A 14391-nucleotide genomic window follows, 5' to 3' on the forward strand; every position below is an offset into this window, starting at 1 on the left:
GCATTCGACCAGATCGATAACGCGCCGGAAGAAAAAGCTCGTGGTATCACCATCAACACTTCTCACGTTGAATATGACACCCCGACTCGCCACTACGCACACGTAGACTGCCCGGGCCACGCCGACTATGTTAAAAACATGATCACCGGTGCTGCGCAGATGGACGGCGCGATCCTGGTTGTTGCTGCGACTGACGGCCCGATGCCGCAGACTCGTGAGCACATCCTGCTGGGTCGTCAGGTAGGCGTTCCGTACATCATCGTGTTCCTGAACAAATGCGACATGGTTGATGACGAAGAGCTGCTGGAACTGGTAGAAATGGAAGTTCGTGAACTTCTGTCTCAGTACGATTTCCCGGGCGACGACACTCCGATCGTTCGTGGTTCTGCTCTGAAAGCGCTGGAAGGCGAAGCAGAGTGGGAAGCGAAAATCATCGAACTGGCTGGCTTCCTGGATTCTTACATCCCAGAACCAGAGCGTGCGATTGACAAGCCGTTCCTGCTGCCTATCGAAGACGTATTCTCCATCTCCGGTCGTGGTACCGTTGTTACCGGTCGTGTAGAACGCGGTATCATCAAAGTTGGTGAAGAAGTTGAAATCGTTGGTATCAAAGAGACTGCTAAGTCTACCTGTACTGGCGTTGAAATGTTCCGCAAACTGCTGGACGAAGGCCGTGCTGGTGAGAACGTTGGTGTTCTGCTGCGTGGTATCAAACGTGAAGAAATCGAACGTGGTCAGGTACTGGCTAAGCCGGGCTCTATCAAGCCGCACACCAAGTTCGAATCTGAAGTGTACATTCTGTCCAAAGACGAAGGCGGCCGTCATACTCCGTTCTTCAAAGGCTACCGTCCGCAGTTCTACTTCCGTACTACTGACGTGACTGGTACCATCGAACTGCCGGAAGGCGTAGAGATGGTAATGCCGGGCGACAACATCAAAATGGTTGTTACCCTGATCCACCCGATCGCGATGGACGACGGTCTGCGTTTCGCAATCCGTGAAGGCGGCCGTACTGTTGGTGCGGGCGTTGTTGCTAAAGTAATGAGCTAATTATTGATTAATTAGCTTTGAGCTTAAAAAGGGCGCTTCGGCGCCCTTTTTGCTACCTGCAATTTAGTCGTAGTCATATTTATTCGCATTTTTTATTCATTCTCCCGCCGCGTAAATCGCGTTGTGCTATTGTAATCATAACTATTCTCATTTACACTTTGCGCAGAAATTGAACGGGAGCGATCATGTACGTTTGTTTGTGTAATGCGATAAGTGATAAAAAAATACGTCAGGCTGTTCGCCAGTTTCATCCTCAGTCTTTTCAGCAATTACGTAAATTTATTCCTGTTGGAAATCAATGCGGTAAGTGCATTCGTGCTGCCCGCGAAGTCATGCAGGATGAATTAACGCAAATGCCAGAATTTAAAGAGATCGCCTAAGTCACACTCTTTTTTTTGACATCCCTGTAGCCCCATCTACGCTCTAAGAGTGGAAGCGGAGGGACTATAAAATGAAAGGTGATGTTAAAATCATAAATTATCTCAATAAACTATTGGGAAATGAGCTTGTCGCGATCAACCAGTATTTTCTCCATGCTCGTATGTTTAAAAACTGGGGACTGACTCGCCTCAATGATGTTGAGTACCATGAATCTATCGATGAGATGAAACACGCTGATAAATATATCGAGCGTATTTTATTCTTAGAAGGGATCCCGAACTTGCAGGATCTTGGCAAGTTGGGTATTGGCGAAGACGTTGAAGAGATGCTGCAATCCGATCTTCGACTCGAGCTCGATGGTGCTAAAGACTTACGTGAAGCCATTGCCTATGCCGATAGCGTTCATGATTATGTCAGCCGGGATATGATGATTGAGATCCTGACTGAAGAAGAAGGGCATATTGACTGGCTCGAAACCGAGCTGGACCTGATTGCAAAACTTGGCTTACAAAATTATCTGCAATCGCAAATTAAAGTCAGTGACTAACCGCCCTGTATCATACTTACCAGGCCAATAACAAAACCCGCAGCCGCCAGATATGGCCCAAATGGCAGCGGGTTTTTTAGTACCTGTTTCCCGTAACGGACGCAGGAAATCCCGGTGAGGCAACATGCCATACCCGCGGCAAGTAAAACCAAAAGTGGTAATGATTCCCAGCAATGCCATGCGCCTAGCGCGGCAAGAAATTTGACATCACCAAAGCCTAACCCTTCCTGTCGGCATATCAAACGATACCCCCAGTAGAACAAAGCAAATACCCCATAGCCCGCTACAGCACCCCAAAGCGCGTCGGATAACTGTGCAGGTCTACAGCATTGATGATAAATAAGACCGCCCCACAAAAGAGGGCAGGTAAATTTGTCGGGCAGTAACCCGGTACGTAGGTCATGGACTAAGAGCAACCCTGATAGCGAAACATAAATCAACAGAAAGGGGAGGTCGATGTACATGGGCAAGCCTTATCTGGTAAAGAGTTTACCTTCAGGTAAACCCGGCGGCCCTACAAGCCCGGGATGTGGGTTATGGATGCTCTCTTCCACGGAAAACGCGTTGCACCACAGGACATACAATCAGAGTGGAAGGAGCGCCGCATTTGTGTACGAGTGATTAATTTCTACGCGGCACTTGCTTAAGACTGAGATTTACGTATAATGCGCGGGCTTGTCTAATATTGACAGCGGTTCGATATGAGCCACCGGTACTGCGAAAGCAATACCAGACAATGTTCCCAATCGGGGAACTCTGTAAGAACGGTTACACTCTCCCATCAATCGTAATGGGTTTGAGGAGTAACTATTTCGTCTATAAAATAATTGGAGCTCTGGTCTCATGCAGAACCAAAGAATCCGTATCCGTTTGAAAGCGTTTGATCATCGTCTGATCGATCAATCAACCGCGGAAATCGTCGAGACTGCCAAGCGCACTGGTGCGCAGGTTCGTGGTCCGATCCCGCTGCCGACCCGCAAAGAGCGTTTCACCGTTCTGATCTCCCCGCACGTCAACAAAGACGCGCGTGATCAGTACGAGATCCGTACTCACAAGCGTCTGGTTGACATCGTTGAGCCAACTGAAAAAACCGTTGATGCTCTGATGCGTCTGGACCTGGCTGCCGGTGTAGACGTGCAGATCAGCCTGGGTTAATCAGGTCATCGAGCGATTGAGAGGTTGATACAATGATTGGTTTAGTCGGTAAAAAAGTGGGTATGACCCGCATCTTCACTGAAGATGGCGTATCTATCCCAGTAACCGTTATCGAAGTTGAAGCAAACCGCGTTACTCAGGTTAAAGATCTGGCTAACGATGGCTATCGCGCTGTTCAGGTTACCACCGGTGCTAAAAAAGCTAACCGTGTAACTAAGCCGGAAGCTGGCCACTTTGCTAAAGCTGGCGTAGAAGCTGGCCGCGGCCTGTGGGAATTCCGTCTGGCAGATGGTGAAGAATACACCGTTGGTCAGAACATTAGCGTTGAACTGTTTGCTGACGTTAAAAAAGTTGACGTAACCGGTACCTCTAAAGGTAAAGGTTTCGCTGGTACCGTTAAGCGCTGGAACTTCCGTACCCAGGACGCTACTCACGGTAACTCCTTGTCTCACCGCGTTCCGGGTTCTATCGGTCAGAACCAGACTCCGGGCAAAGTGTTCAAAGGCAAGAAAATGGCAGGTCAGCTGGGCAACGAACGTGTAACCGTTCAGAGCCTGGACGTAGTACGTGTTGACGCTGAGCGCAACCTGCTGCTGGTTAAAGGTGGTGTTCCGGGTGCGACCGGTTGCGACCTGATCGTTAAACCAGCTGTGAAGGCGTAAGGGGATAGCAATGGAATTAGTATTGAAAGACGCGCAGAGCGCGCTGACTGTTTCCGAAACTACCTTCGGTCGTGATTTCAACGAAGCGCTGGTTCACCAGGTTGTTGTTGCTTATGCAGCTGGTGCTCGTCAGGGTACTCGTGCTCAGAAGACTCGTGCTGAAGTAACTGGTTCAGGCAAAAAGCCGTGGCGCCAGAAAGGTACCGGCCGTGCGCGTTCAGGTTCTATCAAGAGCCCGATCTGGCGTTCAGGTGGCGTGACCTTCGCTGCTCGTCCACAGGACCACAGTCAAAAAGTTAACAAAAAGATGTACCGCGGCGCGCTGAAAAGCATTCTGTCCGAACTGGTACGTCAGGATCGTCTGATCGTTGTCGAATCATTCTCTGTAGAAGCGCCTAAAACTAAGCTGCTGGCACAGAAACTGAAAGACATGGCTCTGGAAGATGTGCTGATCATCACCGGTGAGCTGGACGAAAACCTGTTCCTGGCTGCGCGCAACCTGCACAAGGTTGACGTACGCGATGCAACTGGTATCGACCCGGTTAGCCTGATCGCCTTCGACAAAGTCGTAATGACTGCTGATGCTGTTAAGCAAGTTGAGGAGATGCTGGCATGATTCGTGAAGAACGTCTGCTGAAAGTGCTGCGCGCACCGCACGTTTCTGAAAAAGCGTCTACTGCGATGGAAAAAACTAACACCATCGTTCTCAAAGTTGCTAAAGACGCGACCAAAGCAGAAATCAAAGCTGCTGTGCAGAAACTGTTTGAAGTCGAAGTCGAAGTCGTTAACACCCTGGTAGTTAAAGGGAAAGTTAAACGTCACGGACAGCGTATCGGTCGTCGTAGCGACTGGAAAAAAGCTTACGTCACCCTGAAGGAAGGCCAGAATCTGGACTTCGTCGGCGGCGCTGAGTAAGTCGGAGGAGTAATACAATGGCAGTTGTTAAATGTAAACCGACATCTCCGGGTCGTCGCCACGTTGTTAAAGTGGTCAACCCAGAGCTGCACAAGGGCAAACCTTTTGCTCCGCTGGTTGAAAAAAACAGCAAATCCGGTGGTCGTAACAACAATGGCCGCATCACCACTCGTCACATCGGTGGTGGTCACAAGCAGGCTTATCGTATTGTTGACTTCAAACGCAACAAAGACGGTATCCCGGCAGTTGTTGAACGTCTTGAGTACGATCCGAACCGCTCCGCGAACATCGCGCTGGTTCTGTACAAAGACGGTGAACGCCGTTACATCCTGGCCCCTAAAGGCCTGAAAGCTGGCGACCAGATTCAGTCTGGCGTTGATGCTGCAATCAAAGCAGGTAACACCCTGCCGATGCGCAATATCCCGGTTGGTTCTACCGTTCATAACGTAGAAATGAAACCAGGTAAAGGCGGTCAGCTGGCACGTTCCGCTGGTACTTACGTTCAGATCGTTGCTCGTGATGGTGCTTATGTCACCCTGCGTCTGCGTTCTGGTGAAATGCGTAAAGTCGAAGCAGACTGCCGTGCAACTCTGGGCGAAGTTGGCAATGCTGAGCATATGCTGCGCGTTCTGGGTAAAGCAGGTGCTGCACGCTGGCGTGGTGTTCGTCCTACCGTTCGCGGTACTGCGATGAACCCAGTCGACCACCCACATGGTGGTGGTGAAGGTCGTAACTTTGGTAAGCACCCGGTAACTCCGTGGGGCGTTCAGACCAAAGGTAAGAAGACCCGCAGCAACAAGCGTACTGATAAATTCATCGTACGTCGCCGTAGCAAATAATTTTAGAGGATAAGCCATGCCACGTTCTCTCAAGAAAGGTCCTTTTATTGACCTGCACTTGCTGAAGAAGGTAGAGAAAGCGGTGGAAAGCGGAGACAAGAAGCCCCTGCGCACTTGGTCCCGTCGTTCAACGATCTTTCCTAACATGATCGGTTTGACCATCGCTGTCCATAATGGTCGTCAGCACGTTCCGGTATTTGTTTCCGACGAAATGGTCGGTCACAAACTGGGTGAATTCGCACCGACTCGTACTTATCGCGGCCACGCTGCTGATAAAAAAGCGAAGAAGAAATAAGGTAGGAGGAAGAGATGGAAACTTTAGCTCAACATCGCCATGCTCGTTCTTCTGCTCAGAAGGTTCGCCTTGTTGCAGACCTGATTCGCGGTAAGAAAGTGTCGCAGGCTCTGGATATTCTGACCTACACCAATAAGAAAGCGGCTGTACTGGTTAAGAAAGTCCTGGAATCTGCCATTGCTAACGCTGAACACAACGATGGCGCTGACATTGACGATCTGAAAGTTACGAAAATTTTCGTAGACGAAGGCCCGAGCATGAAGCGCATTATGCCGCGTGCAAAAGGTCGTGCAGATCGCATCCTGAAGCGCACCAGCCACATTACTGTGGTTGTGTCCGATCGCTGAGACTCTGGAGACTAGCAATGGGTCAGAAAGTACATCCTAATGGTATTCGCCTGGGTATTGTAAAACCATGGAACTCAACCTGGTTTGCGAACACCAAAGAATTCGCTGACAACCTGGACAGCGATTTTAAAGTACGTCAGTACCTGACTAAGGAACTGGCGAAAGCGTCTGTATCTCGTATCGTTATCGAGCGTCCGGCTAAGAGCATCCGTGTGACCATTCACACCGCTCGCCCGGGTATCGTTATCGGTAAGAAAGGCGAAGACGTAGAAAAACTGCGCAAAGTCGTAGCGGATATTGCTGGCGTTCCTGCTCAGATCAATATCGCCGAAGTGCGTAAGCCTGAACTGGACGCAAAATTGGTTGCTGACAGCATAACTTCTCAGCTGGAACGTCGTGTTATGTTCCGTCGTGCTATGAAGCGTGCTGTACAGAACGCAATGCGTCTGGGCGCTAAAGGTATCAAAGTTGAAGTTAGCGGCCGTCTGGGCGGCGCGGAAATCGCACGTACCGAATGGTACCGCGAAGGTCGCGTACCTCTGCACACTCTGCGTGCTGACATCGACTACAACACCTCTGAAGCGCACACCACTTACGGTGTAATCGGCGTTAAAGTGTGGATCTTCAAAGGCGAGATCCTGGGTGGTATGGCTGCTGTTGAACAACCGGAAAAACCGGCTGCGCAACCTAAAAAGCAGCAGCGTAAAGGCCGTAAATAAGGAGCGTCGCTGATGTTACAACCAAAGCGTACAAAATTCCGTAAAATGCACAAAGGCCGTAACCGCGGTCTGGCTGCTGGCGCGGATGTTAGCTTCGGCAGCTTCGGTCTGAAAGCTGTTGGCCGTGGTCGTCTGACTGCCCGTCAGATCGAAGCAGCACGTCGTGCTATGACCCGTGCAGTTAAGCGTCAAGGTAAGATCTGGATCCGTGTATTCCCGGACAAACCGATCACTGAAAAGCCGCTGGCAGTGCGTATGGGTAAAGGTAAAGGTAACGTGGAGTATTGGGTTGCCTTGATTCAGCCGGGTAAAGTCCTGTATGAAATGGACGGCGTACCGGAAGAGCTGGCCCGTGAAGCATTCAAGCTGGCAGCAGCGAAACTGCCGATTAAAACCACCTTTGTAACTAAGACGGTGATGTAATGAAAGCAAAAGAGCTGCGTGAGAAGAGTGTTGAAGAGCTGAACACCGAGCTGCTGAATCTGCTGCGTGAGCAGTTCAACCTGCGTATGCAGGCTGCAAGTGGCCAGCTGCAACAGTCTCACCTGTTGAAGCAAGTGCGTCGTGACGTCGCACGCGTTAAGACTTTACTGACTGAGAAGGCGGGTGCGTAATGACCGATAAAATCCGTACTCTGCAAGGTCGCGTTGTTAGCGATAAAATGGAGAAATCCATCGTTGTTGCTATCGAACGTTTTGTGAAACACCCGATCTACGGTAAATTCATTAAGCGTACGACCAAACTGCACGTACATGACGAGAACAACGAATGCGGTACTGGTGACGTGGTTGAAATCCGCGAATGCCGTCCGCTGTCCAAGACTAAGTCCTGGACGCTGGTTCGCGTTGTAGAGAAAGCCGTTCTGTAATACAGTAGGCATTCTCAACGAATAAACGGCTCAGCGATGAGCCGTTTATTTTTTCTACCCATATCGTTGAAGCGGTGTTATAATGCCGCGCCCCCGATATGGGGCTTTTTTAACGACCTGATTTTCGGGTCTCAGTAGTAGTTGACATTAGCGGAGCACTAAAATGATCCAAGAACAGACTATGCTGAACGTCGCCGACAACTCCGGTGCACGTCGCGTAATGTGTATCAAGGTTCTGGGTGGCTCGCACCGTCGCTACGCAGGCGTCGGCGATATCATCAAGATCACCATCAAGGAAGCAATTCCGCGTGGTAAGGTCAAAAAAGGTGATGTGCTGAAGGCGGTAGTGGTGCGCACCAAGAAGGGTGTTCGTCGCCCGGACGGTTCTGTCATTCGCTTCGATGGTAATGCATGCGTTATTTTAAACAATAACAGCGAGCAACCTATCGGTACGCGTATTTTTGGGCCGGTAACTCGTGAACTTCGTAACGAGAAGTTCATGAAAATTATCTCTCTGGCACCAGAAGTACTCTAAGGAGCGAATCATGGCAGCGAAGATCCGTCGTGATGACGAAGTTATCGTGTTAACCGGTAAAGATAAAGGTAAACGCGGTAAAGTTAAGAATGTCCTGTCTTCCGGCAAGGTCATTGTTGAAGGTATCAACCTGGTTAAGAAACATCAGAAGCCGGTTCCGGCCCTGAACCAACCAGGCGGCATCGTAGAGAAAGAAGCAGCTATTCAGATCTCTAACCTTGCTATCTTCAACGCGGCAACCGGCAAGGCTGACCGTGTAGGCTTTAGATTCGAAGACGGCAAAAAAGTCCGTTTCTTCAAATCTAACAGCGAAACTATCAAGTAATTTGGAGTAGTACGATGGCGAAACTGCATGATTACTACAAAGACGAAGTAGTCGCTAAACTCATGACTGAGTTTAACTACAATTCTGTCATGCAAGTCCCTCGGGTCGAGAAGATCACCCTGAACATGGGTGTTGGTGAAGCGATCGCTGACAAGAAACTGCTGGATAACGCAGCAGCTGACCTGACAGCAATCTCCGGTCAAAAACCGCTGATCACCAAAGCACGCAAATCAGTTGCAGGCTTCAAAATCCGTCAGGGCTATCCGATCGGCTGTAAAGTAACTCTGCGTGGCGAACGCATGTGGGAGTTCTTTGAGCGCCTGATCACTATTGCTGTTCCACGTATCCGTGACTTCCGTGGCTTGTCCGCTAAGTCTTTCGACGGTCGTGGTAACTACAGCATGGGTGTCCGTGAGCAGATCATCTTCCCAGAAATCGACTACGATAAAGTCGACCGCGTGCGTGGTTTGGATATTACCATTACCACTACTGCGAAATCTGATGAAGAAGGCCGTGCTCTGCTGGCTGCCTTTGACTTCCCGTTCCGCAAGTAAGGTAGGGTTACTGAATGGCTAAGCAATCAATGAAAGCACGCGAAGTAAAGCGCGTAGCTTTAGCTGATAAGTACTTCGCAAAACGCGCTGAACTGAAAGCTATTATCTCTGATGTGAACGCGACCGACGAAGATCGTTGGAACGCAGTTCTCAAGCTGCAGTCTCTGCCGCGTGATTCCAGCCCGTCCCGTCAGCGTAACCGCTGCCGTCAAACAGGTCGTCCGCATGGCTATGTGGGCAAGTTCGGGTTGAGCCGTATCAAACTGCGTGAAGCCGCCATGCGCGGTGAAGTACCAGGCTTGAAAAAGGCTAGCTGGTAATTACCAATTGAATCACGGGAGTAAAGACAGATGAGCATGCAAGATCCGATCGCGGATATGCTGACCCGTATCCGTAACGGTCAGGCCGCGAATAAAGCTGCGGTCACCATGCCTTCCTCCAAGCTGAAAGTGGCAATTGCCAACGTGCTGAAGGAAGAAGGTTTTATTGAAGATTTTAAAGTTGAAGGCGACACCAAGCCGGAACTGGAACTTACTCTCAAGTATTTCCAGGGTAAAGCTGTTGTAGAAAGCATTCAGCGTGTCAGTCGCCCAGGTCTGCGCATTTATAAGCGTAAAGACGAGCTGCCGAAAGTTATGGCTGGCATGGGTATCGCAGTTGTTTCTACCTCTAAAGGTGTTATGACTGATCGTGCAGCGCGCCAGGCTGGTCTTGGTGGCGAAATTATCTGCTACGTAGCCTAATCGGAGGAAAAAATGTCTCGTGTTGCTAAAGCACCGGTCGTTATTCCTGCCGGCGTTGATGTAAAAATCAACGGTCAGGTTATTACGATCAAAGGTAAAAACGGCGAGCTGACTCGTACTCTCAACGATGCTGTTGCAGTAAATCATGCAGATAATGCACTGACCTTCGGTCCGCGTGATGGTTACGCAGATGGATGGGCTCAGGCTGGTACCGCGCGTGCCCTGCTGAATGCAATGGTTGTCGGTGTTACCGAAGGCTTCACTAAGAAGCTTCAGCTGGTTGGTGTAGGTTATCGTGCAGCGGTTAAAGGGAATGTAGTAAACCTGGCTTTAGGTTTCTCTCACCCAGTTGACCATCAGCTGCCTGCGGGAATCACTGCAGAATGTCCGTCTCAGACTGAAATCGTGCTGAAAGGCGCTGATAAACAGCTGATCGGTCAGGTTGCAGCAGATCTGCGCGCCTACCGTCGTCCTGAGCCTTATAAAGGCAAGGGTGTTCGTTACGCCGACGAAGTCGTGCGTACCAAAGAGGCTAAGAAGAAGTAAGGTAACACTATGGATAAGAAATCTGCTCGTATCCGTCGTGCGACCCGCGCACGCCGCAAGCTCCAGGAGCTGGGTGCAACTCGCCTGGTGGTACATCGTACCCCGCGTCATATTTACGCACAGGTAATTGCACCGAACGGTTCTGAAGTTCTGGTAGCTGCTTCTACTGTAGAAAAAGCTATCGCTGAACAATTGAAGTACACCGGTAACAAAGACGCTGCTGCAGCTGTAGGTAAAGCTGTTGCTGAACGCGCTCTGGAAAAAGGCATCAAAGATGTTTCTTTTGACCGTTCCGGGTTCCAATATCATGGTCGTGTCCAGGCACTGGCAGATGCTGCCCGTGAAGCTGGCCTTCAGTTCTAAGGTAGAGGTGTAAGATGGCTCACATCGAAAAACAAGCTGGCGAACTGCAGGAAAAGCTGATCGCGGTTAACCGCGTATCTAAAACCGTTAAAGGTGGTCGTATTTTCTCCTTCACAGCTCTGACTGTAGTTGGTGATGGTAACGGTCGCGTTGGTTTTGGTTACGGTAAAGCGCGTGAAGTTCCAGCAGCGATCCAGAAAGCGATGGAAAAAGCCCGTCGCAATATGATTAACGTCGCGCTGAACCACGGCACCCTGCAGCACCCGGTTAAGGGTACTCACACGGGTTCTCGTGTATTCATGCAGCCGGCTTCCGAAGGTACCGGTATCATCGCCGGTGGTGCAATGCGCGCCGTTCTGGAAGTCGCTGGAGTTCGTAACGTTCTGGCTAAAGCGTATGGTTCCACTAACCCGATTAACGTGGTGCGTGCAACTATCGATGGCCTGGAAAATATGAAATCTCCGGAAATGGTCGCTGCCAAGCGTGGTAAATCCGTTGAAGAAATTCTGGGGAAATAAACCATGGCAAAGACTATTAAAATTACTCAAACCCGCAGTGCAATCGGTCGTCTGCCGAAACACAAGGCAACGCTGCTTGGCCTGGGTCTGCGTCGTATTGGTCACACCGTAGAGCGCGAGGATACTCCTGCTGTTCGTGGTATGGTCAACGCGGTTTCCTTCATGGTTAAAGTTGAGGAGTAAGAGATGCGTTTAAATACTCTGTCTCCGGCCGAAGGCTCTAAAAAAGCGGCTCGCCGCCTGGGTCGTGGTATCGGTTCTGGCCTCGGTAAAACCGGTGGTCGTGGTCACAAAGGTCAGAAGTCTCGTTCTGGCGGTGGCGTACGTCGCGGTTTCGAGGGTGGTCAGATGCCTCTGTACCGTCGTCTGCCGAAATTCGGCTTCACTTCACGTAAAGCAGCGATTACAGCCGAAGTTCGTCTGTCTGACCTGGCTAAAGTTGAAGGCGGTGTTGTAGACCTGAACACGCTGAAAGCAGCTAACATTATCGGTATCCAGATCGAGTTCGCGAAAGTGATCCTGGCTGGTGAAGTCACTACTCCGGTAACTGTTCGTGGCCTGCGTGTTACTAAAGGCGCTCGTGCTGCTATCGAAGCTGCTGGCGGTAAAATCGAGGAATAAGTAGCAGATGGCTAAACAACCGGGATTAGATTTTCAAAGTGCCAAAGGTGGCTTAGGCGAGCTGAAACGCAGACTGCTGTTTGTAATCGGCGCGCTGATTGTGTTCCGTATTGGCTCTTTCATTCCGATCCCTGGTATTGATGCCGCTGTACTTGCCAAACTGCTTGAGCAACAGCGAGGCACCATCATTGAAATGTTTAACATGTTCTCTGGTGGTGCTCTCAGCCGTGCTTCTATCTTTGCTCTGGGGATCATGCCGTATATTTCGGCGTCGATCATTATCCAGCTGCTGACGGTGGTTCATCCAACGCTGGCAGAAATTAAGAAAGAAGGGGAGTCTGGTCGTCGTAAGATCAGCCAGTACACCCGCTACGGTACTCTGGTGCTGGCAATATTCCAGTCGATCGGTATTGCTACCGGTCTGCCGAATATGCCTGGTATGCAGGGCCTGGTGATGAACCCAGGCTTTGCATTCTATTTCACCGCTGTTGTAAGTCTGGTTACAGGGACGATGTTCCTGATGTGGTTGGGCGAACAGATTACTGAACGTGGTATCGGCAACGGTATCTCAATCATTATCTTCGCCGGTATTGTCGCGGGACTCCCGCCAGCCATTGCCCATACTATCGAGCAAGCGCGTCAAGGCGACCTGCACTTCCTCGTGTTGCTGTTGGTTGCAGTATTAGTATTCGCAGTGACGTTCTTTGTTGTATTTGTTGAGCGTGGTCAACGCCGTATTGTGGTAAACTACGCGAAACGTCAGCAAGGTCGTCGTGTCTATGCTGCACAGAGCACACATTTACCGCTGAAAGTGAATATGGCGGGGGTAATCCCGGCAATCTTCGCTTCCAGTATTATTCTGTTCCCGGCGACCATCGCGTCATGGTTCGGGGGCGGGACTGGTTGGAACTGGCTGACAACAATTTCGCTGTATTTGCAGCCTGGGCAACCGCTTTATGTGTTACTCTATGCGTCTGCAATCATATTCTTCTGTTTCTTCTACACGGCGTTGGTTTTCAACCCGCGTGAAACAGCAGATAACCTGAAGAAGTCCGGTGCATTTGTACCAGGAATTCGTCCGGGAGAGCAAACGGCGAAGTATATCGATAAAGTAATGACCCGCCTGACTTTGGTTGGTGCGCTCTACATTACCTTTATCTGCCTGATCCCGGAGTTCATGCGTGATGCAATGAAAGTACCGTTCTACTTCGGTGGGACCTCACTGCTTATCGTTGTTGTCGTGATTATGGACTTTATGGCTCAAGTGCAAACTCTGATGATGTCAAGTCAGTACGAGTCTGCATTGAAGAAGGCGAATCTGAAAGGCTACGGCCGTTAACAGTCGCCCGAGAAGTTACGGAGAGTAAAAATGAAAGTTCGTGCTTCCGTCAAGAAATTATGCCGTAACTGCAAAATCGTTAAGCGTGATGGTGTCATCCGTGTGATTTGCAGTGCCGAGCCGAAGCATAAACAGCGCCAAGGCTGATTTATTCGCATATTTTTCTTGCAAAGTTGGGTTGAGCTGGCTAGATTAGCCAGCCAATCTTTTGTATGTCTGTGCGTTTCCATTTGAGTATCCTGAAAACGGGCTTTTCAGCATGGTGCGTACATATTAAATAGTAGGAGTGCATAGTGGCCCGTATAGCAGGCATTAACATTCCTGATCAGAAACATGCTGTGATCGCATTAACTTCGATCTACGGCGTCGGCAAGACCCGTTCTAAAGCCATTCTGGCTGCAGCGGGTATCGCTGAAGATGTTAAGATCAGTGAGCTGTCTGAAGAACAAATCGACACGCTGCGTGACGAAGTTGCCAAATTTGTCGTTGAAGGTGATCTGCGCCGTGAAGTTAGCATGAGCATCAAGCGCCTTATGGACCTTGGTTGCTATCGCGGTTTGCGTCATCGTCGTGGTCTCCCGGTTCGCGGTCAGCGTACCAAGACCAACGCACGTACCCGTAAGGGTCCGCGCAAACCGATCAAGAAATAATCGGGGTGATTGAATAATGGCAAAGGCACCAATTCGTGCACGTAAACGTGTAAGAAAACAAGTCTCTGACGGCGTGGCTCATATCCATGCTTCTTTTAACAACACCATCGTTACCATTACTGATCGTCAGGGTAACGCACTGGGTTGGGCAACAGCCGGTGGTTCCGGTTTCCGTGGTTCTCGCAAATCCACTCCGTTTGCAGCTCAGGTTGCAGCAGAGCGTTGCGCTGAAGCCGTAAAAGAATACGGTATCAAGAATCTGGAAGTTATGGTCAAAGGACCGGGTCCAGGTCGCGAATCTACTGTTCGTGCTCTGAACGCCGCTGGTTTCCGCATCACTAATATTACTGATGTGACTCCGATCCCTCATAACGGTTGTCGTCCGCCGAAAAAACGTCGCGTATAACGCTGTCGTTTCT

The 14391-nt window shown here is 50.1% G+C and carries 29 protein-coding genes; 28 read left to right on the top strand and 1 reads right to left on the bottom strand.

All coding sequences use genetic code 11. The features are described from left to right. The 3 genes from tuf to bfr form a co-directional block, all read left to right on the top strand. Window positions 1-1050 (top strand): elongation factor Tu (gene tuf, locus OGX96_RS05095; RefSeq protein WP_063942044.1); only part of this gene is annotated, 1050 nt, incomplete at its 5' end. 185 nt (window positions 1051-1235) lie between these two features. Then, entirely contained in the window at window positions 1236-1430 is a 195-nt protein-coding gene (gene bfd / locus OGX96_RS05100; protein WP_003031111.1) for a bacterioferritin-associated ferredoxin, read from the top strand. A 71-nt stretch (window positions 1431-1501) separates the two neighbouring features. Next, window positions 1502-1978, top strand: coding sequence for a bacterioferritin (gene bfr, locus OGX96_RS05105; RefSeq protein ID WP_003827773.1), 477 nt, complete (start codon window positions 1502-1504; stop codon window positions 1976-1978). Here the strand turns inward: bfr and OGX96_RS05110 are convergent. Next, window positions 1975-2442 carry a prepilin peptidase gene (locus OGX96_RS05110; protein ID WP_057067314.1) on the bottom strand — a complete coding sequence of 156 codons (468 nt, stop codon included), beginning with the start codon at window positions 2440-2442 and terminating at the stop codon, window positions 1975-1977. The genes bfr and OGX96_RS05110 overlap by 4 nt on opposite strands. 379 nt (window positions 2443-2821) lie before the next feature. Between OGX96_RS05110 and rpsJ the strand changes: the two genes are divergently transcribed. From rpsJ to rpsK, 25 genes are all read left to right on the top strand, one after another. After that, window positions 2822-3133 carry a 30S ribosomal protein S10 gene (rpsJ, locus tag OGX96_RS05115; protein WP_001181005.1) on the top strand — a complete coding sequence of 104 codons (312 nt, stop codon included), beginning with the start codon at window positions 2822-2824 and terminating at the stop codon, window positions 3131-3133. Window positions 3134-3165: 32 nt separating this feature from the next. Then, complete coding sequence (rplC, locus tag OGX96_RS05120; RefSeq protein WP_003031117.1) at window positions 3166-3795, top strand: 50S ribosomal protein L3; 630 nt, start codon at window positions 3166-3168, stop codon at window positions 3793-3795. 10 nt (window positions 3796-3805) lie between these two features. Beyond that, window positions 3806-4411, top strand: a complete 606-nt coding sequence (rplD, locus tag OGX96_RS05125) for a 50S ribosomal protein L4 (protein WP_003031119.1) — start codon at window positions 3806-3808, stop codon at window positions 4409-4411. Next, on the top strand, window positions 4408-4710 hold the full coding sequence (gene rplW, locus OGX96_RS05130) for a 50S ribosomal protein L23 (RefSeq protein WP_000617546.1): 303 nt from the start codon (window positions 4408-4410) through the stop codon (window positions 4708-4710). Before rplD ends, rplW begins: the two co-directional genes overlap by 4 nt. A 17-nt stretch (window positions 4711-4727) precedes the next feature. Then, window positions 4728-5549: a 50S ribosomal protein L2 gene (rplB, locus tag OGX96_RS05135; RefSeq protein WP_000301869.1), complete on the top strand. Its 822-nt coding sequence runs from the start codon at window positions 4728-4730 to the stop codon at window positions 5547-5549. A gap of 16 nt (window positions 5550-5565) precedes the next feature. Next, window positions 5566-5844, top strand: coding sequence for a 30S ribosomal protein S19 (rpsS, locus tag OGX96_RS05140; protein WP_001138115.1), 279 nt, complete (start codon window positions 5566-5568; stop codon window positions 5842-5844). A 14-nt stretch (window positions 5845-5858) separates the two neighbouring features. After that, window positions 5859-6191, top strand: coding sequence for a 50S ribosomal protein L22 (rplV, locus tag OGX96_RS05145; protein ID WP_000448832.1), 333 nt, complete (start codon window positions 5859-5861; stop codon window positions 6189-6191). Window positions 6192-6208: 17 nt separating this feature from the next. Continuing rightward, window positions 6209-6910: a 30S ribosomal protein S3 gene (rpsC, locus tag OGX96_RS05150; RefSeq protein WP_000529945.1), complete on the top strand. Its 702-nt coding sequence runs from the start codon at window positions 6209-6211 to the stop codon at window positions 6908-6910. 12 nt (window positions 6911-6922) lie between these two features. Continuing rightward, window positions 6923-7333 (top strand): 50S ribosomal protein L16, encoded by a 411-nt coding sequence (gene rplP, locus OGX96_RS05155; RefSeq protein ID WP_000941208.1) that lies wholly within the window; start codon window positions 6923-6925, stop codon window positions 7331-7333. Beyond that, window positions 7333-7524 carry a 50S ribosomal protein L29 gene (gene rpmC, locus OGX96_RS05160; RefSeq protein ID WP_000644742.1) on the top strand — a complete coding sequence of 64 codons (192 nt, stop codon included), beginning with the start codon at window positions 7333-7335 and terminating at the stop codon, window positions 7522-7524. The genes rplP and rpmC overlap by 1 nt, the downstream gene beginning before the upstream one ends. After that, window positions 7524-7778, top strand: coding sequence for a 30S ribosomal protein S17 (rpsQ, locus tag OGX96_RS05165; RefSeq protein WP_003031120.1), 255 nt, complete (start codon window positions 7524-7526; stop codon window positions 7776-7778). Before rpmC ends, rpsQ begins: the two co-directional genes overlap by 1 nt. 163 nt (window positions 7779-7941) lie before the next feature. Next, window positions 7942-8313, top strand: a complete 372-nt coding sequence (gene rplN / locus OGX96_RS05170; RefSeq protein ID WP_000613954.1) for a 50S ribosomal protein L14 — start codon at window positions 7942-7944, stop codon at window positions 8311-8313. A 10-nt stretch (window positions 8314-8323) separates the two neighbouring features. After that, window positions 8324-8638 (top strand): 50S ribosomal protein L24, encoded by a 315-nt coding sequence (gene rplX, locus OGX96_RS05175; protein ID WP_003031122.1) that lies wholly within the window; start codon window positions 8324-8326, stop codon window positions 8636-8638. Between the two features lie 14 nt (window positions 8639-8652). Continuing rightward, a complete protein-coding gene (gene rplE, locus OGX96_RS05180; RefSeq protein WP_003031123.1) occupies window positions 8653-9192 on the top strand; it encodes a 50S ribosomal protein L5 in 540 nt (179 codons plus the stop codon). Between the two features lie 14 nt (window positions 9193-9206). After that, window positions 9207-9512, top strand: a complete 306-nt coding sequence (gene rpsN / locus OGX96_RS05185) for a 30S ribosomal protein S14 (RefSeq protein WP_003031125.1) — start codon at window positions 9207-9209, stop codon at window positions 9510-9512. 30 nt (window positions 9513-9542) lie between these two features. Continuing rightward, complete coding sequence (gene rpsH, locus OGX96_RS05190) at window positions 9543-9935, top strand: 30S ribosomal protein S8 (RefSeq protein ID WP_003031127.1); 393 nt, start codon at window positions 9543-9545, stop codon at window positions 9933-9935. Window positions 9936-9947: 12 nt separating this feature from the next. Further along, window positions 9948-10481 carry a 50S ribosomal protein L6 gene (gene rplF, locus OGX96_RS05195; protein ID WP_003031129.1) on the top strand — a complete coding sequence of 178 codons (534 nt, stop codon included), beginning with the start codon at window positions 9948-9950 and terminating at the stop codon, window positions 10479-10481. A 9-nt stretch (window positions 10482-10490) separates the two neighbouring features. After that, on the top strand, window positions 10491-10844 hold the full coding sequence (gene rplR, locus OGX96_RS05200) for a 50S ribosomal protein L18 (protein WP_000358960.1): 354 nt from the start codon (window positions 10491-10493) through the stop codon (window positions 10842-10844). 14 nt (window positions 10845-10858) lie between these two features. Further along, window positions 10859-11362, top strand: a complete 504-nt coding sequence (rpsE, locus tag OGX96_RS05205; protein ID WP_003031131.1) for a 30S ribosomal protein S5 — start codon at window positions 10859-10861, stop codon at window positions 11360-11362. A gap of 3 nt (window positions 11363-11365) precedes the next feature. Next, window positions 11366-11545: a 50S ribosomal protein L30 gene (gene rpmD, locus OGX96_RS05210; protein WP_001140434.1), complete on the top strand. Its 180-nt coding sequence runs from the start codon at window positions 11366-11368 to the stop codon at window positions 11543-11545. A gap of 3 nt (window positions 11546-11548) precedes the next feature. Continuing rightward, entirely contained in the window at window positions 11549-11983 is a 435-nt protein-coding gene (gene rplO / locus OGX96_RS05215; RefSeq protein ID WP_003031132.1) for a 50S ribosomal protein L15, read from the top strand. Window positions 11984-11990: 7 nt separating this feature from the next. Next, a complete protein-coding gene (secY, locus tag OGX96_RS05220) occupies window positions 11991-13322 on the top strand; it encodes a preprotein translocase subunit SecY (RefSeq protein WP_001118864.1) in 1332 nt (443 codons plus the stop codon). Window positions 13323-13352: 30 nt separating this feature from the next. Then, a complete protein-coding gene (gene rpmJ / locus OGX96_RS05225; RefSeq protein ID WP_000868187.1) occupies window positions 13353-13469 on the top strand; it encodes a 50S ribosomal protein L36 in 117 nt (38 codons plus the stop codon). Between the two features lie 146 nt (window positions 13470-13615). Then, window positions 13616-13972: a 30S ribosomal protein S13 gene (gene rpsM, locus OGX96_RS05230; RefSeq protein WP_003031135.1), complete on the top strand. Its 357-nt coding sequence runs from the start codon at window positions 13616-13618 to the stop codon at window positions 13970-13972. Between the two features lie 16 nt (window positions 13973-13988). Further along, window positions 13989-14378, top strand: coding sequence for a 30S ribosomal protein S11 (rpsK, locus tag OGX96_RS05235; RefSeq protein ID WP_003031137.1), 390 nt, complete (start codon window positions 13989-13991; stop codon window positions 14376-14378). Window positions 14379-14391: the final 13 nt, after the last annotated feature.

Origin of the sequence: Citrobacter sp. Cpo100, assembly GCF_030332595.1 — a bacterium.
GTDB lineage: Bacteria > Pseudomonadota > Gammaproteobacteria > Enterobacterales > Enterobacteriaceae > Citrobacter > Citrobacter portucalensis.

What these genes read in the sequence shown, in the direction of transcription:
- bfd (WP_003031111.1), top strand. Translation starts at nt 1,236, where the DNA reads ATGTACGTTTGTTTGTGTAATGCGATAAGTGATAAAAAAATACGTCAG.
- bfr (WP_003827773.1), top strand. Translation starts at nt 1,502, where the DNA reads ATGAAAGGTGATGTTAAAATCATAAATTATCTCAATAAACTATTGGGA.
- OGX96_RS05110 (WP_057067314.1), bottom strand. Translation starts at nt 2,442, where the DNA reads ATGTACATCGACCTCCCCTTTCTGTTGATTTATGTTTCGCTATCAGGG.
- rpsJ (WP_001181005.1), top strand. Translation starts at nt 2,822, where the DNA reads ATGCAGAACCAAAGAATCCGTATCCGTTTGAAAGCGTTTGATCATCGT.
- rplC (WP_003031117.1), top strand. Translation starts at nt 3,166, where the DNA reads ATGATTGGTTTAGTCGGTAAAAAAGTGGGTATGACCCGCATCTTCACT.
- rplD (WP_003031119.1), top strand. Translation starts at nt 3,806, where the DNA reads ATGGAATTAGTATTGAAAGACGCGCAGAGCGCGCTGACTGTTTCCGAA.
- rplW (WP_000617546.1), top strand. Translation starts at nt 4,408, where the DNA reads ATGATTCGTGAAGAACGTCTGCTGAAAGTGCTGCGCGCACCGCACGTT.
- rplB (WP_000301869.1), top strand. Translation starts at nt 4,728, where the DNA reads ATGGCAGTTGTTAAATGTAAACCGACATCTCCGGGTCGTCGCCACGTT.
- rpsS (WP_001138115.1), top strand. Translation starts at nt 5,566, where the DNA reads ATGCCACGTTCTCTCAAGAAAGGTCCTTTTATTGACCTGCACTTGCTG.
- rplV (WP_000448832.1), top strand. Translation starts at nt 5,859, where the DNA reads ATGGAAACTTTAGCTCAACATCGCCATGCTCGTTCTTCTGCTCAGAAG.
- rpsC (WP_000529945.1), top strand. Translation starts at nt 6,209, where the DNA reads ATGGGTCAGAAAGTACATCCTAATGGTATTCGCCTGGGTATTGTAAAA.
- rplP (WP_000941208.1), top strand. Translation starts at nt 6,923, where the DNA reads ATGTTACAACCAAAGCGTACAAAATTCCGTAAAATGCACAAAGGCCGT.
- rpmC (WP_000644742.1), top strand. Translation starts at nt 7,333, where the DNA reads ATGAAAGCAAAAGAGCTGCGTGAGAAGAGTGTTGAAGAGCTGAACACC.
- rpsQ (WP_003031120.1), top strand. Translation starts at nt 7,524, where the DNA reads ATGACCGATAAAATCCGTACTCTGCAAGGTCGCGTTGTTAGCGATAAA.
- rplN (WP_000613954.1), top strand. Translation starts at nt 7,942, where the DNA reads ATGATCCAAGAACAGACTATGCTGAACGTCGCCGACAACTCCGGTGCA.
- rplX (WP_003031122.1), top strand. Translation starts at nt 8,324, where the DNA reads ATGGCAGCGAAGATCCGTCGTGATGACGAAGTTATCGTGTTAACCGGT.
- rplE (WP_003031123.1), top strand. Translation starts at nt 8,653, where the DNA reads ATGGCGAAACTGCATGATTACTACAAAGACGAAGTAGTCGCTAAACTC.
- rpsN (WP_003031125.1), top strand. Translation starts at nt 9,207, where the DNA reads ATGGCTAAGCAATCAATGAAAGCACGCGAAGTAAAGCGCGTAGCTTTA.
- rpsH (WP_003031127.1), top strand. Translation starts at nt 9,543, where the DNA reads ATGAGCATGCAAGATCCGATCGCGGATATGCTGACCCGTATCCGTAAC.
- rplF (WP_003031129.1), top strand. Translation starts at nt 9,948, where the DNA reads ATGTCTCGTGTTGCTAAAGCACCGGTCGTTATTCCTGCCGGCGTTGAT.
- rplR (WP_000358960.1), top strand. Translation starts at nt 10,491, where the DNA reads ATGGATAAGAAATCTGCTCGTATCCGTCGTGCGACCCGCGCACGCCGC.
- rpsE (WP_003031131.1), top strand. Translation starts at nt 10,859, where the DNA reads ATGGCTCACATCGAAAAACAAGCTGGCGAACTGCAGGAAAAGCTGATC.
- rpmD (WP_001140434.1), top strand. Translation starts at nt 11,366, where the DNA reads ATGGCAAAGACTATTAAAATTACTCAAACCCGCAGTGCAATCGGTCGT.
- rplO (WP_003031132.1), top strand. Translation starts at nt 11,549, where the DNA reads ATGCGTTTAAATACTCTGTCTCCGGCCGAAGGCTCTAAAAAAGCGGCT.
- secY (WP_001118864.1), top strand. Translation starts at nt 11,991, where the DNA reads ATGGCTAAACAACCGGGATTAGATTTTCAAAGTGCCAAAGGTGGCTTA.
- rpmJ (WP_000868187.1), top strand. Translation starts at nt 13,353, where the DNA reads ATGAAAGTTCGTGCTTCCGTCAAGAAATTATGCCGTAACTGCAAAATC.
- rpsK (WP_003031137.1), top strand. Translation starts at nt 13,989, where the DNA reads ATGGCAAAGGCACCAATTCGTGCACGTAAACGTGTAAGAAAACAAGTC.